Annotated in this window: 1 protein-coding gene (running past one end of the window); it reads right to left on the minus strand. The window is 66.6% G+C overall.

Going from position 1 to position 17728, the window contains the following annotated elements; all coding sequences use genetic code 11:
* Positions 1-17315 carry the 5' portion of a non-ribosomal peptide synthase/polyketide synthase gene (locus tag OG584_RS02855; RefSeq protein ID WP_405774631.1) on the minus strand. Its footprint begins 2095 nt before the window's first position, so 17315 of the gene's 19410 nt are visible here — the first part of the coding sequence; it begins with the start codon at positions 17313-17315; its stop codon lies off the left edge, out of view.
* Positions 17316-17728: the final 413 nt, after the last annotated feature.

Genomic DNA, 17728 nt, shown 5'->3' on the forward strand with positions numbered 1-17728 from the left:
GTACCTCCGCCCTCTGATCCGGGGAGGTCGAGTACGCCCTCGGCGTTGTTCTGGAGGTCCAACTGCACCTGGAAGAGTGGGTGTCGGGCCATGGAGCGAGCCGGCGCTAGTTCCTCGACCAGCCGCTCGAAGGGCACCTCCTGGTGCGCCAGAGCCGACAGACTCCTCTCCCGCACCCGGGCAAGGACTTCACGGAAGGTCGGATCGCCCGACAGATCCGTACGCACCACCAGGGTGTTGATGAAGAACCCGACCAGATCATCCAGTGCCTCATCCGTACGGCCGGCATTCGCCGAACCGATCGGAATATCCGTCCCCGCACCCAGACGCGACAACAGCATCGCCAGCGCGGCCTGCAAAACCATGAAGACGGTCACCCCCTCGGACCGGGCCACCTCCACCAGCCGCGCATGCACCTCAGCCGGAACAATGAGCGGAACACGATGCCCAAGGTGAGAGGCAACCGCCGGACGCGACCGGTCGAAGGGCAGGACAAGCTCCTCCGGAGAACCCGCCAGCGCCGCACGCCAGTACGCAAGTTGGGTGGCAATCACACTGTCCGGGTCGGTTTCGTCACCGAGCAGCTCCCGCTGCCACAACGCGTAATCCGCATACTGCACCGCCAACGGCTCCCACACCGGCACCCGACCCTCCGCGCGCGCCGCATAGGCCGCAGACAGATCCCGCGCCAGCGGAGCCGTCGACCAACCATCCCCCGCAATGTGATGCACCACCACAACCAGCACACGCTCACCCGGCCCCGCCTCGAACAGCGTGGCCCGAATGGGCACCTCCGAAGTGAGATCGAAGGCATATATCTCCGCGTCGGCAACTGCGTAACCCATATCCGCCGGTGTCACCTCGATGACGCCCAACCGCCATTCCAGTTCGTTCAGTTCGATGATCTTCTGGGATGGCTCGCCGCTCCCGGCCGTCGGGAAGACAGTCCGCAGCACCTCATGCCGTCCGATCACGTCCCGCAGGGCCAGGCCGAGCGCGTCGCTGTCGACCTCGTTGGCGAGGCGGAGAACGTAGGGGATGTTGTATGTCGAGCTGGGTCCTTCCAGCTGGCTGATGAACCAGAGCCGTTGCTGGGCGAACGAGAGCGGGATGCATTCCGGGCGTTCGCCGGCGGTCAGCGCCAGCCGGGCCTGCCCAGCAACTGCCAGACCGGCCGCGAAACCCGCCACCGTCGGAGTGTCGAACAAGGAACGCAAAGGGACCTCGACTCCCAGCACCGTACGGATACGACTGATCAGGCGCACCGCGAGCAGAGAATGCCCGCCCAGAGCAAAGAAGTCATCACCCACACCCACCTCAGGAACCCCAAGAACCTGCGCGAACACCCCACACAACAGTTCCTCCTGAACCGTGACAGGGCCCCGACCGTTGCCGGTGACATACTCCGGGGCGGGCAGTGCCTTGCGGTCCAGCTTCCCGTTCACACTCAGCGGCAGACTGTCCAGGACCACGACCGCGGAGGGGACCATGTAGGCGGGCAGCCTGTCGCCGACGAACTCGGCGATACGCAAGGGAAGTCCGGCCGGCTCTGCTTCCTCGGCCGGGACGACGTAGGCGACCAGGCGTTTGTCACCCGGCACGTCTTCGCGGGCCACCACTACAGCCTGGGCGACCTGCGGATGGGCGGCCACTACGGCTTGGACTTCGCCCAGCTCGATACGGAAGCCGCGGATCTTGACCTGCTCATCCGCCCGGCCCAGATACTCGACCTGACCATCCTGCGACCACCGCACCACATCACCCGTGCGATACAAACGACCACCACACGACGAGAACGGATCAGCGACAAACCGCTCCCCCGTCAGCTCCGGACGGCCCAAATAGCCGCGGGCCAGACCAGCGCCCGCAATGTAAAGCTCACCCGGAACACCCACCGGCACCGGAGACAGGAAGCCGTCCAGAACATACACACGAGCATTCGATATCGGCCGGCCGATCGGGACGGCGCCCTCCACGTCCGCACCCGCGTCCGCACCCACATACCAACCCGTCGTGTAGACCGTGGCCTCGGTGGGACCATAAATGTTGGCAACCCGGGCCCCCGGGATGGCCGTGCGGATCCCGGCAACCGCATCCGCCGTCAGCGCCTCACCCGCCAGAACAACCGTACGAGGACGAGCCCGAATCTCACCCGCCGCCACCATCTGCGCAAACGCCGACGGCACACCACTCACGAGACTCACGTCGCCTACCGGCGAGTCCGCGTCGGCCAGCGCGAGGAGGTTGTTGACGACCTCGACACTGCCGCCCGACACCAGCGGGCCGAACAGCTCGAAGACCGAAACGTCGAAGTTGAAGGACGTCGACACCAGCACCCGCCGGAAATCTGCACCCCCGAACTCCGCCGCCGCCCAGCAAAGGAGACCCGCCACCGACCGGTGCTCCACTACGACACCCTTGGGGCGCCCCGTCGAACCCGACGTGTAGATGACGTATGCCGGATGCTCCGGCCGGATCACCACCCCCAGCGGACCACCCTCAAACCCAGCCGGCTCCACATCGTCCAGAACCACAACCCTCGCACCCGACTCCGGCACCGACGCCACAGCACCCACCGAAGTAAGAACCACCACCGGCTTGGCATCGCTGAGCATGTACGCAATCCGATCCGCCGGATACCCGGGATCAATCGGCAGATACGCACCCCCCGACTTCAACACCGCCAGCAGCGCCACCACCGTCTCAATGCCCCGCTCCAGACACACACCAACAAACGACTCCGGCCCCACCCCCAACGCCACCAGACGACGCGCCAACCGATTCGCACGGACATCCAACTCGGCATACGAAACACACTCACCACCCGACACCACCGCAACCACCTCCGGCGTGCGGGCCACCTGCGCCTCAAACAACCCCACCACCGTGGCATCACCCGGCAACTCAACCGCCGAATCGTTCCACTCCACTACCACCCGCCCACGCTCAACGTCATCCAGGACGCCCAGCGTGCTCAGCCGCAGGCCCGGGTCCACCGCCAGGCGCTCGAGGACTCGCACCCAGCGGGCCACGAGACGCTCGGCGGTCTCCGCGTCGAACAGGTCCGCCGAGGCGACGACCGAGCCGCGCAACCCCGCCGGGGCCCCCGCCTCATCGAGAACCTCCGCGACCGACACATCCAGGTCGAACTTCGCCACTGCGGCGCCGGCCGTGACGCCGTCGGTCTGAACGCCGTGCAGGTCGAGCACCGCCTCAGCGTTGTTCTGTACTTGGAGCATCACTTGGAACAGCGGGTGCCGCCCCATCGATCGGCTGGGGGCCAGCTCCTCGACGAGCCGCTCGAACGGCACGTCCTGGTGGGCGAAGGCCGACAGACTCGTCTCCCGCACCCGGCCGAGGACGTCCCGGAAGGTCGGGTCGCCGCTCAAGTTCGTACGCAGGACGAGGGTGTTGATGAAGAAGCCCACCAGGTCGTCCAAGGCCTCGTCAGTACGGCCCGCGGTCGCCGAACCGATCGGGATGTCGGTCCCGGCGCCGAGCTTCGAGAGCAGCATGGCCAGCGCGGCCTGCAGAACCATGAACGTCGTGACGCCCTCGGCACGCGCCACAGCCGACAGTCTCGTGTGCACCTGCGCCGGGACCGTTAGCGCGACGTCGTGACCACGGTGTGAAGGGGTCTCGGGCCGGAACCGGTTTACGGGGAGCTCAAGTTCCTCCGGTGCGCCATCCAATGCCGCACGCCAGTAGGCGACCTGGCGGGAGATCAGGCTGTCGGAGTCGGAGTCCTCACCCAGCAGGTCCCGCTGCCACAGCGCGTAATCCGCATACTGCACCGGCAGCGGCTCCCACACCGGCGCCCGACCCTCACACCGCGCCGCGTAGGCGAGTGACAGATCCCGCGCCAGCGGGCGCTTAGACCAGCCATCGCCGGCGATGTGGTGCATCGTCACGACAAGCACTTGTTCATGGGCTGCGGCGGAGAACAGCCAAGCGCGGAAGGGGACGTCGACAGCAAGGTCGAAGGCGTGCGCGGCCGCCTTGGCCACCGCGTCCGCCAGTTCCTGTGGAGCCACCTCGATCAGTGGCAGTTCCCACTCGAGTTCGCCGATATCGACGATGCGCTGGTACGGCTCGCCGTCGGCGATGTCGTACACGGTGCGCAACACCTCGTGTCGCCCGATCACATCCCGCAGGGCCGCTTCCAGCACTTCGCGGTCCACGTCGCCGTCGAGACGCAGTGCCACTGGGACGTTGTAGGCCGCGTTCGGGCCCTCCAGCTGTCCGATGAACCAAAGGCGGCGCTGGGCAAAGGAAAGCGGCACGTGCTCCGGACGCTGTCTGGCGGCCAGGGCAGGCCGTACCTGTCCAGCGTTGGTCAGGCCGGCTGCGAGACCCGCGACCGTGGGGGCATCGAAGAGCGATCGGATCTCGACTTCGATGCCGAGAACGGAGCGTATGCGGCTGACCAGGCGCACCGCGAGGAGCGAGTGGCCACCGAGCTCGAAGAAGTCGTCGTCCACGCCCACTTCGGGAAGACCCAGGACTTCAGCGAAGGCCATGCACAGGATCTCCTCCTGCAGCGTGGCCGCCCGACGCCCACCGGACGCCAGCGACGAGGAATAGTCGGGCGCGGGCAGCGCCTTACGGTCGAGCTTTCCGTTGCCGGTCAGCGGCAGCGTATCCAGGACCACCACCGCGGACGGCACCATGTGCTCCGGCAGCCGCTGTCCAGCGAACTCACGTACGGATGCCGGTAGATGGTCACGCGGCTCGTCGAGGTCCGTGGGAATGACGTAGGCGATGAGGCGCTTGTCGCCGGGGACGTCCTCGCGGGCGATGACCACCGCCTGGGCGACCTGCGGGTGTGCGCCGACCACGCCCTGTACTTCGCCGGGTTCGATACGGAAGCCGCGGATCTTGACCTGGTCATCGGCCCGGCCCAGGAAGACCACCTGACCATCCGCCGTCCACTTCGCCCGGTCACCCGTGCGATACATCCGCCGACCCGACTCGAACGGGTTCGCCACAAACCGCTCCGCCGTCAGGCCGACTCGTCGGATGTACCCGCGTGCCAGCCCCGCACCCGCGACATACAGCTCACCGGCAATGCCCGGTGCCACCGGCCTCAGGTGCTGGTCCAGGATGTAGAGACGGGTGTTGGCGATCGGGGTGCCGACCGGCACCACACCGGCGGCTGTCTGCTCGGCAGTCAGCCGGGTGGTCGCCACCCCGATCGTAGTCTCGGTCGGCCCGTAATGGTTGTAGACCTCCCGCTCACCGGCCACCGCGAGCAGCTCCCGCAGCCATGCCGGCGACGGAGCCTCACCACCCAGAACCAGTGACCCTGCCGGCAGCACAGCATCGAAACCACCGGCGGCGGAGAGCGCCGCCAGGTGCGAGGGCACAGCCTTGAAGTGGTCGATACGGTGCTCGGCAAGATACGCCGCAACAGCCTGCGGGTCGGTGACCGCACCCTCATCCAGAATGTGCAGCTCACCGCCGGTGGCGAGACTGGCGAACACCACCGTGTTCCCCAGATCCGTTGCCTGCGCCTGGAGCAGCGCGTACCGCGCGCCAGGCTTCCCAAAACCCACCCGGCCGGGGACGGAAGCCACATAGTTGGCCAGACCCCCGTGCGTCACCGCCACACCCTTGGGCTGACCCGTCGAACCCGACGTATAGATCACATACGCCAACGACTGCGCTTCAACACGGGTACCCGGGCGCTCTGTTGGGAGACCAGCCAGCTGCATCTGCACGAACGTGCCGTCGAGGGCAACCAGACGCGAACGCCCCGCCGGCAGATCATCCAAAAACTCCTCGGCAGTCAGCACCAGCGCGGCCCGGCTGTCCCGCAGCATGAACGCAACCCGCTCCGTCGGCTGCGCCGGATCGATCGGCAGATAACCCGCACCCGCCTTCCACACCCCCACAATCGCCGCGATCATGTCCACACCACGCGGCAGACACAACCCCACCAGGGATTCGGCACCCACACCCTGACCAATCAGATAATGCGCAATCCGGTTCGCCCGCACCTCCAACTCCGCAAACGACACCTCAACGCCCTCAGCGACAATCGCGACGGCATTCGGCGTACGGAGAGCCTGTGTCTCGAAGCGTTCGTGCATGAAGGCAGGTTCGACATCGGTGGCCGTGTCGTTCCATCCAACCAGCACCTGTCGCCGTTCTTCGCCGGTCAGGAGGTCCAGCGTGCTCAGCCGGCAGCCTGGGTCTTGGGACAGGTGCTCCAGGAGTCGGGCCCAGGCACCAGCGATCCGCCGGGCCCAATCGGCGTCGAACAGATCGGCGGCGACGGTGACCGAGCCCCCGAGCCCTGCCGGGAAACCGTTCTTGTCGTATGTCTCTGCGACCATCACGTCGAGGTCGAACTTCACCGCTGCGCGTCCCGACGCGGACTCACTGTCGTCGGCTGCCGTCGCGCCGGTTTGCACTCCCGGCAGCTCTAGTACCGCGTCGATCGTGTTCTGCAGGGTGAGGACAGTCTGGAACAGTGGGTGCCGGGCCATAGACCGGGCCGGTGCCAGCTCCTCTACCAGTTTCTCGAACGGCACATCCTGGTGAGCCATCGCCGCCAGGCTCTTCTCTCGCACCTGGGCCAGGACTTCGCGGAAGGTCGGGTCGCCGGACAGATCGGTCCGCAGTACCAGCGTGTTGATGAAGAAGCCGACCAGGTCGTCGAGCGCCTCATCCGTGCGCCCCGCATTCGCTGAGCCGATCGGGATGTCGGTTCCGGCACCCAGCTGGCAGAGCAAGGTAGCCAAGGCTCCCTGGAGGAACATGAACGTGGTCACGCCCTCCGCCCGCGCCCTCTCAACGAGGCGGTCATGCACCTCGGCCGAGACCTTCAGCGGAACGCTGTGGCCCAGATGGGATGCCACCGTCGGGCGTGGGTGGTCGAAGGGCAGCTCTAGCTCGACCGGAGCGTCCGTCAATGTTGCGCGCCAGTAAGTGAGTTGGCGGGCGATGAGGCTGTCGGGGTCGGTTTCGTCGCCGAGCAGCTTCCGCTGCCACAACGCGTAGTCGGCGTACTGCACCGGCAGCGGCTCCCACACCGGCGCCCGGCCCTCACGGCGCGCCGCGTAGGCGACCGAGACGTCCCGGGCCAGGGGGCCCATGGACCAGCCGTCGCCTGCGATGTGGTGGACGACGACCACGAGTACCTGCTCGTCGGGGCCGGCGTCGAACAACCAGGTGCGGATCGGTGCCTCGACCGAGAGGTCGAACGTGTACTTCTCGGCCTCCCCGATCGCGGTGGCCAGGTCCGCGGGAGCTACCTCGGCCACGGAGAGTTCCCAGGCCAGGTCCTCCAGGTCCGTGATCCGCTGGTACGGCTCGCCGTCGCTGACCTCGAAGACCGTACGGAGCACCTCGTGCCGCTCGATCACATCGCGCAGGGCGGCGCCCAGCGTGTCGCGGTCAACTCCGCCTGACAGTCGCAGAGACACGGGCACGTTGTAGGAGGCGCTGGGTCCCTCCAACTCTCCGATGAACCAGAGGCGACGCTGGGCGAAGGAGAGCGGGATGCGTTCCGGGCGTTCGCCTACCGTCAGCGCGGGACGCGCAGCCCCGGCGCCGGCGAGCTTGCCCGTGAGGGCAGCGACGGTCGGTGCCTCGAAGAGCGTCTGCAGGGGGACCTCGACTCCCAGCACCGTACGGATACGACTGACCAGACGCACCGCGAGCAGAGAATGCCCACCCAGAGCAAAGAAGTCATCACCCACACCCACCTCAGGAACCCCAAGAACCTGCGCGAACACCCCACACAACAGTTCCTCCTGAACCGTGACAGGGCCCCGACCGTTGCCGGTGACATACTCCGGGGCGGGCAGCGCCTTGCGGTCCAGCTTCCCGTTCACACTCAGCGGCAGACTGTCCAGGACCACGACCGCCGAGGGAACCATGTAGGCGGGCAGCCGCTCACCGACGAACCCGACGATACGCAAGGGAAGCCCAGCCGGCTCTGCCTCCTCGGCCGGGACGATGTAGGCGACCAGGCGGGTGTCTCCCGGGGTGTCCTCGCGGGCGATGACCGCTGCCTGGGCAACCTCACGGTGAGCGGCCACAACGGCCTGGACCTCACCTGGTTCGATCCGGAAACCATGGATCTTGACTTGCTCATCCGCCCGGCCCAGATACTCCAGGAGCCCGCCGGCAGTCCAACGGGCCACATCCCCCGTCCGGTACATCCGCCCACCCGGCTCGAAGGGATTCGCGGTAAAGCGTTCCGCCGTCAGACCCGGACGCCTCACATAACCCCGGGCCAGCTGAGCGCCCGCAACATACAGCTCACCCGCAACACCCGGTGCCACCGGCTGAAGATACGCATCGAGTACATACAGGCGGGTATTGGCAATCGGACGCCCCACCGGCACCGACTCACCGACCTCTACACCAGCTGAGATTTCAAAGACACAGCAGCCCACCACCGCTTCTGTCGGACCGTACTCATTGACGATCACCGAACCGGGAGACCGCTCAAGCCAGTCACGGACCGTGCTGCCCGCCAGCGCCTCACCACCCACCACCCACGTACGAGCCGAAACGGCAGCCTCTTCCCGCGTCAGCAACTCCGCCAACAGCGGAAGATGCGCCGGGACCACCTTGACCAGACCGAACTCACCCGTATCCCTGATCAGTTCAGCCAGCCCCTCCGCACCACCCACCTCGCTGCACACCACCGCAAAACCCGAAACAAGAGGCACCAACACACTGGTCACCGTCAAATCGAAAGCAAGCGAAGAATGCAGCGGAGCACCCCCACCCCCACCCCTCATCCCATACGCCCCCGCAGCCCAGATCACATAATTCGCAAGCCCCCCATGCGTGACCGCGACACCCTTAGGCCGCCCCGTCGAACCCGACGTATAAATGACATAAGCAAGAGACTCAGGACCGACCACCACACCCGGCGCCTCGACAGACACCGCCGCCAACTGCATCCGCACCAGCGAACTATCCAGCGCCACAAACCGGTTCCGACCAGCCGGAAGATCATCCAAAATCTCCTCGGTCGTCAACGTCAACACCGCACCACTATCGGCGAGCATGAACCCGATCCGCTCCGCCGGATACTCCGGATCCACCGGCAGATAACCAGCCCCCGCCTTCCACACCGCAAGGATCGCCACCACCGACTCAACCCCACGCGGCAGACACAACCCCACCACCGACTCCACACCCACACCCTGACCCACCAAATACCCAGCCAGACGATTCGCCCGCACATCCAACTCCGCAAACGAAACCGACACACCACCCCCAACCACCGCCGCCACACCCGGCGACCGCCCCACCTGCGCCGCAAACAACCCCGGCACCAACACCGACCCAAAGTCCGCGGCAGTGGCATTCCAGTCCTCCAACACCCGACCACGCTCAACACCAGAAAGGACATCAACAGCACTCAGACGGAGCTTCGGGTCGTCGACCAGTAGCTCAAGAACGCGAACCCAGCGCTCGGCAAGCCGCACGGCCGTCTCTGCCTCGAACAGGTCCGCCGAGGCGACGAGGGAACCGTTCAGTCCTGCTGGGGCGCCGTCAGTGCCGACGGTCTCGGAGAACTGGAAGTCCAGGTCGAATTTGGCCGCGGCCTCCCGAGGAGCAGTCGAGCCCGAAGTTTGCTGCGGACCGTCGGTGTCGAGGCCGGGCAGGTCCAGGACTGCCTCGGCATTGTTCTCCAAGGTCAGCATGACCTGGAAGAGGGGATGCCTGCCCAGGAAGCGGGTGGGGGCGAGTTCTTCGACGAGCTTCTCGAACGGCACGTCCTGGTGGGCGAAGGCCGACAGGCTCGTCTCCCGCACCCGGCGCAGCACTTCCCGGAACGTCGGGTCACCGGACAGATCAGTCCGCAGCACCAGCGTGTTCACGAAGAAGCCGACCAGGTCGTCCAGCGCCTCGTCGCTACGGCCCGCATACGCCGAGCCGATCGGGATGTCGGTGCCCGCCCCCAGCCGCGACATCAGAACCGCGGATGCCGCTTGAAGCAGCATGAACACTGTCACGCCTTCGGCGCGCGCCAGTTCCTGCAGCCGCGCATGCACCTGGGGCGGCACTGCGACCGGGACCCGGTAGCCGAGATTCGACGAGGCGATGGGGCGCCGGTGATCGGTCGGCAGCGCCAGTTCCTCAGGGGCTCCGGCCAGTGTCTCGCGCCAGTAGGCGACTTGGCGCGCGCCCATACTGTCCGGGTCGCTGTCGTCGCCGAGCAGCTCCCGCTGCCACAGCGCGTAATCCGCATACTGCACCGGCAGCGGCTCCCACACCGGCGCCCGGCCCTCGCATCGCGCCGCGTAGGCCGTGGAAAGGTCCTGCGCCAGCGGCCGCTTGGACCAGCCGTCGCTGGCAATGTGATGCATGACCACGGCGAGCACGTGCTCGTTCGGCCCGGCGGAGAACAGCCAGGCACGGAAAGGCACTTCTGATGACAGGTCGAAGGCGTAGTTTCCCGCGGTGGTGACCGCGTCCACCAGGTCCTGCGGAGCGACCTCTACCAGGGGAAGCTGCCATTCGAGCCTCTCGATAGGAATGGTCCGCTGATACGGCTGACCGTCGGTGACGGGGAACACGGTGCGCAGCACCTCGTGGCGCCCGATCACATCGAACAGAGCAGCGGCGAGCGCGTCTTGATTGATCTTGCCCGCCAGGCTGAGTGCCACGGGGACGTTGTAACCGGAGCTCGAACCTTCCAACTGGCTTATGAACCAGAGGCGTTGCTGAGCATAGGAAAGAGGGGTGTGCTCAGGGCGCTCCATTGGCGTGACCTCAAGTCGCGCCTCGCCTGCCGCGGCGATCCGAGTCGCGAGTGCCTCAACGGTCGGCGCCTCGAAGAGTGACGCCAGGTCCAGCTCGACGCCGAGGACGGAGCGGATGCGGCTGACCAGGCGGACGGCGAGCAGTGAGTGGCCGCCGAGGGCAAAGAAGTTCTCGTCGGCACCGACCCGCTCGAGACCCAGCACCTGAGCGAAGGCTGCGCAGAGGAGTTCTTCTTGGTGGTTGGCCGGTCCGCGCCCGGCCCTGACGGTTCCCGTGGCGTCGGGGGCCGGGAGGGCCGTGCGGTCGAGCTTTCCGTTGGCGGTCAGTGGGAGGGCGTCCAGGACGACGACCGCCGACGGAATCATGTGCCCGGGCAAGCGTTGGCCGGCGAACGTGCGGACCGATTCAGGCAGGTCCGAGTCCACATCATCGTCTTGTGCGGGGACGATGTAGGCGACCAGGCGGGTGTCTCCCGGGGTGTCCTCGCGGGCGATGACCGCTGCCTGGGCAACCTCACGGTGAGCGGCCACAACGGCCTGGACCTCACCTGGTTCGATCCGGAAACCATGGATCTTGACTTGCTCATCCGCCCGGCCCAGATACTCCAGGAGCCCGCCGGCAGTCCAACGGGCCACATCCCCCGTCCGGTACATCCGCCCACCCGGCTCGAAGGGATTCGCGGTAAAGCGTTCCGCCGTCAGACCCGGACGCCTCACATAACCCCGGGCCAGCTGAGCGCCCGCAACATACAGCTCACCCGCAACACCCGGTGCCACCGGCTGAAGATACGCATCGAGTACATACAGGCGGGTATTGGCAATCGGACGCCCCACCGGCACCGACTCACCGACCTCTACACCAGCTGAGATTTCAAAGACACAGCAGCCCACCACCGCTTCTGTCGGACCGTACTCATTGACGATCACCGAACCGGGAGACCGCTCAAGCCAGTCACGGACCGTGCTGCCCGCCAGCGCCTCACCACCCACCACCCACGTACGAGCCGAAACGGCAGCCTCTTCCCGCGTCAGCAACTCCGCCAACAGCGGAAGATGCGCCGGGACCACCTTGACCAGACCGAACTCACCCGTATCCCTGATCAGTTCAGCCAGCCCCTCCGCACCACCCACCTCGCTGCACACCACCGCAAAACCCGAAACAAGAGGCACCAACACACTGGTCACCGTCAAATCGAAAGCAAGCGAAGAATGCAGCGGAGCACCCCCACCCCCACCCCTCATCCCATACGCCCCCGCAGCCCAGATCACATAATTCGCAAGCCCCCCATGCGTGACCGCGACACCCTTAGGCCGCCCCGTCGAACCCGACGTATAAATGACATAAGCAAGAGACTCAGGACCGACCACCACACCCGGCGCCTCGACAGACACCGCCGCCAACTGCATCCGCACCAGCGAACTATCCAGCGCCACAAACCGGTTCCGACCAGCCGGAAGATCATCCAAAATCTCCTCGGTCGTCAACGTCAACACCGCACCACTATCGGCGAGCATGAACCCGATCCGCTCCGCCGGATACTCCGGATCCACCGGCAGATAACCAGCCCCCGCCTTCCACACCGCAAGGATCGCCACCACCGACTCAACCCCACGCGGCAGACACAACCCCACCACCGACTCCACACCCACACCCTGACCCACCAAATACCCAGCCAGACGATTCGCCCGCACATCCAACTCCGCAAACGAAACCGACACACCACCCCCAACCACCGCCGCCACACCCGGCGACCGCCCCACCTGCGCCGCAAACAACCCCGGCACCAACACCGACCCAAGATCAACAGCCGTGTCGTTCCAATCCACAACCACCTGCCGACGCTCCGCAACACCCAGCACCTCAAGAGTGCTCAGTGGCACATCCGGCCCGCCGTCCAGGGCCGTCTCCAGGGCGGTCACAAGGTTGTCAGCGGTTGTGTACATCAGCGCGCACACTGCGTGCGGGGCGATCGGGGAGATCGCGTCGACGGCGAGTGCGATCGTGTCGCCGTTGTCGTTGACAGCCACAGAGAGTGGGTAGTTGGTGCGGTCTTGCGTCCAGATGGTTCGGATCCCGGTGATGCCGGCGTTCCGGCCGCTGTCATCGCTTTGGCCCGCGTTGTGGCGGTAGTTGAAGAAGGAGGTGAACACCGGGCTGTCAGCTGCCACCCCGCTAGCCCGCTGGGCCACGGCGAGCGGTGCGTGCTCGTGCTCAAGGAGCCGCGCGAGCTGGCTGCGCATGGCGTCGGTCGCCTCCAGGACGCCGAGCTCGCCGGTGCGTACGCGAACGGGGAGTGTGTTCATGAACGGCCCTGGCACCCGGTCCGAGCCTGCCCCCGCGTTCATGCGGCCGAACAGGACGGTGCCGAAAACGACGTCGTTCCTGCCGCTGACGGCGGCCAGCACCCGGGCCCATGCCACGTGCAGGACGGGGGCAGGGCTGATGCCGAGGCGCCGCGCGACCTCGCGGAGGCGGGTGGTCAGTGCGGGCGGAAAGTCCAGCTCGCCCCAGGTGATGCCGGTGCCGTCGCCTCGCACGTCGACGAGGCCGTAGGGAGCCGTGGGTTCGGTGACGTCGCCGAGCAGCTTGGCGAAGTACGCCTCGTGTTCGGGCTCCTCGATGCTGCCTCGAGCTTGGGCGACGAAGTTGCGGAAGGGCAGGGGTGTGGCCAATTCGTCGCCATGTCCGGTGAGGAAGGCATGCACCTCTTTGAGGAGAATTTCCTTGGCCGTGTGGTCCTGCACCATGTGGTGTATCCGCAGCAGGGCGAGCCAACGATCGTCAGCCGGCGCGGCGGCGATGTGCAGGGTGATCAGTGGGGCCCGGCCGAGATCCATCGGGTCGGCGCCGGCCGCGACCAGCGCGGCGACCGGGTCTGCAGCTCCCGCGTCGAGGGTGACTTCGGTGACGGGCAGGGTGGCGTGGCGCCAGACGACCTGGACCGGCTCGCGCAGGCCCTCCCACACGATCGAGGTGCGCAGAATGTCGTGACGGTCGACCACGTGCTGCAGGGCTGCCAGGAAGGTGTCGAAGCGGTCGCGCGAGTCGAACTCGATGACCGTTGGGAGCACGTAGGCATCGTCTCCGCCCTCGTTGAGGAGGTGATGGAAGAGCAGCCCTTCCTGAAGCGGGGCCAGCGGGTAGACGTCTGCGATGTTCGCCGCGCCCGCGTCGACGGAGTCGACGATTGTGGCCACTTCTTCCGCTGTGAGGTCGACCAGCGGCAGCATTTCGGGGGTTACCTCGGTTGCATCGGCCGGGATGAGGTTTTCGGGTACGACGACCTGATGTGACTCTGCCGCCATGGCGAGGCCGGCCGGGGTCGGAGTCTCGAAGAGTGCGCGCACAGAGAGCGACACGCCGCGCTCGCGGAGCCGTTCGACCAGGCGGACGGCGAGCAGAGAGTGTCCGCCGAGGCTGAAGAAGTTGTCGTCGGCGCCCACCTCGTCAAGGCCGAGGATCTGTGCGAACACAACGCACAGCAGCTGCTCCTGGTCAGTGGACGGGCGCCGGCTGCCGGCGACGTGGGCGGGCGCGGGCAGTGCCCTGTGATCCAGTTTGCCGTTGACGGTCAGCGGCAGCGCATCCACGACCACCACAGCCGACGGCACCATGTACGACGGGAGCCGTCCGGCGGCGAACTCGCCTATGCGCGCGGAAAGTCCAGCGTCCTGATCTCCGTGCGCGACTACATAGGCGACCAGTCGCGGGTCCCCCGCGACATCCTCACGCACCACCACCGCGGCCTGTGCGACCTCTGGGCATGCGGCCACCGTCGAGCGGATTTCACCCAGCTCGATACGGAAGCCACGGATCTTCACCTGTTCATCGGCACGCCCGGTGAAGACGAGCTCGCCTTGCACGGTCCAGCGCACCACGTCACCTGTGCGATACAGCCGCCTGCCCGGGCCCCCGAACGGGTCGGCGACAAACCGCTCAGCCGTGAGACCGGGGCGCCCCACGTAGCCTCGCGCCAGCTGGGCGCCCCCTACGTACAGCTCACCGGCCACCCCTGGTGCCACCGGCCGCAGGAATTCATCCAGCACGAACATTTGGGTGTTGGCCACCGGGGATCCGAACGGGACCGCACCGCGGCCGTCCGGATCCACCCGGCTCACTGCCGTGATCACCGTTGCCTCGGTCGGACCGTAGGCATGCAGCAGCCGACGGCCCCGCGCCCACTCCCGCGCCAGCGCCGGCTCAATGCCCTCTGAGCCGACGATCATCGATCCGACACCTGCCAGGTCCTCGACGTCAAGCACCGCCAGGAGCGACGGCACCACGCTGGCCGACATCACTCCCGCCGAGGCCACCAGCTCCCGCAGCAGGTGTGGCTCGGCCCGCTCCTGCGCCGAAGCCACCACCAGTACACCGCCCGACGCCAGCGTCACTGCCACGTCCAAGACCGACGCATCGAAGTTGAACGAGGCGAACTGCAGAACGCGGACCCCTCGGCCCACCGCCATCAACGGCCCGAACACCGACACCAGATTCGCCAGTGCCCCGTGCCCCACTGCGACGCCCTTCGGCCGGCCCGTCGACCCCGACGTATAGATGACGTATGCCAGGCCTTCCCGGGCAGTGGCTCGGTTCGGGGCGCTGGTGGGCATCCGCTCCAGGCAGGCGGTGGTGGCCGGTTCGTCGAGCCAGAGCACCCTGTCCACTCCGAGTCGGGCGGCCACACCGTCGCCGGCGTCGTGGCTGCTCACCACTGCCCGGGCGCAGCTGTCCTGGAGAATGTAAGAGAGTCGTTCCTCCGGGTGCTCCGGGTCCAGCGGCACATACGCGCCGCCGACTTTCCAGATGCCGAGAATCGCCGTGAGCATGTCGAGCCCGCGCGGGAGGCAGAGACCCACGACCGTTTCGGCACCGACGCCGAGGCCAAGGAGGTAGTGCGCGAGTTGGTTCGCCCGTGCGTCGAGCTCCGCATAGGTCAGTTCCGTGCCCTCGAACACCGCGGCAACCGCGTCCGGGGTCAGCTTCGCGTGTGCTTCGAACTGCTCGGGTACCTGGGCCGCGTCCACGCCGGCCTCAGTGTCGTTCCACTCGGTCAGGAGGCAGAAGCGCTCGGCGTCATCGAGGATGTCCAGGCCGCTCAGCTGCGTATCGGGGTGGGCGATCAGTGTCGCCAGCGCACGGGTGAGCCGCTCGGCGAACGTGGCTGCCGAGCCCTCCTCGAACAGGTCCGCCGCGACGATCACCGATCCGCGCAGACCTGCTGCGGCGCCGTCCTCGGCAAACATCTCGTCCACGGCGATCTCGAGGTCGAACTTCGCTACTTTCTTCAGGCGCGCTGCCGTGTCGTCCGTGGCCACGTCGGCGAGCGATCCGGCCCGGATGCCGGGCAGCTCGACCGCTTCTTGTGCGAGGTGCTCGACGGAGAGCATGACCTGGAACAGGGGGTGGCGGGCGAGCGAACGGGCCGGGGCGAGTTCCTCGACGAGTTTCTCGAACGGCACGTCCTGGTGGGCGAAGGCCGACAGGCTCGTCTCCCGCACCCGGCGCAGCACTTCCCGGAACGTCGGGTCACCGGACAGATCAGTCCGCAGCACCAGCGTGTTCACGAAGAAGCCGACCAGGTCTCTCAGCGCAACGTCGCTGCGTCCGGCCACTGCTGCGCCGACCGGGACGTCGGTTCCCGCACCGAGCTTCGACAGGGTCATCGCCAGCACGGCCTGGAACACCATGAAGGTGGTCACGCCTTCGGCGCGCGCCAACTCCTGTATATGGGCGTGGACGGCCGGCGACACCGCGAAGGGCATGCTGAGGCCCCGGTGGGAGGGAACGGCCGGGCGCGGGTGATCGAGGGGTAGTTCCAGCTCTTCCGGAATGTCCTGCAATGCCTCGCGCCAGTAGGCGACTTGGCGCGCACCCATACTGTCCGGGTCGCTGTCGTCGCCGAGCAGCTCCCGCTGCCACAGCGCGTAATCCGCGTACTGCACCGGCAGCGGCTCCCACACCGGCGCCCGGCCCTCACACCGTGCCGCGTAGGCCGTGGAAAGGTCCTGCGCCAGCGGCCGCTTGGACGCGCCGTCGCTCGCAATGTGGTGCAGGACCACGGCGAGCGCGTGCTCGCCGGGTCCCGCAGAGAAGAGCCAGGCGCGGATGGGCAGTTCGACAGACAGGTCGAAGGTGTAGCCGAAGACGCCTGCGACCGCTGCGGCCAGATCGGCCGATGTGGCGGTGTCAGGGAGCTCCACAGTCTGCAGCGACCAGTCCAGTTGTGCAAGGTCGTGTATGCGCTGGTGGGGTTCGCCGTCCTCGACGCCGTAAGTCGTGCGCAGGACTTCATGCCGCTCAAGGACGTCCCGCAGCGCTGCCGTCAGCGCCGCCCGGTCCACTGCGCCCGTAAGGCGCAGCGACACCGGGACGTTGTACGTCGCGCTGGGGCCCTCGAGCTGCTGGATGAACCACAACCGACGCTGCGCGAATGACAACGGAATCATCGGGAACCTTCCTGATTTCGTCCCGGCCGCAACATCGGCGCAGGCTGACTGTCGAACGTCCGCCGCCCCTTGTTCCCGTTGGGAAAGAAGGCCAGCGCGGCGTGGAGAAGGCCTCCGAAAGAGGGGCCTCATACACTCGAATAGGAAACACATCGATAGGGGTCAACACAAGATTTGCAGGGTCTTCGTCACAACATTCTTGGAATGGCTTGCCAAGCTGGGGGCCGACATTCAATTCGCCTGATCCGCTTGGCGCGAACCACTATGACCCACCTCTCACTGACGATCAATGTTGTGGATGCCGCTCGTCGACGGATGTGAACACACAGGTCGGACAGGGCTCTGTAGTCCGTTCAACCGCCTCTTGGTGGCAGTTGAACGCTGTCAGCACCGGGCGCCCGAATCATCGATTTGTCCACTGCTCAACGCCCCATAACGCGCTTCGGCCGCCGCATTCCTGTTATCCGGATGCGGCGGCCGATTCTTTTTTGTTCTTCTTTTCGATTGTTCAGGCTCTGCGGCCTGGTTTCTTCACTCCCTGTGCG

The sequence above is a fragment of the Streptomyces sp. NBC_00859 genome, from assembly GCF_045161865.1.
GTDB lineage: Bacteria > Actinomycetota > Actinomycetes > Streptomycetales > Streptomycetaceae > Streptomyces.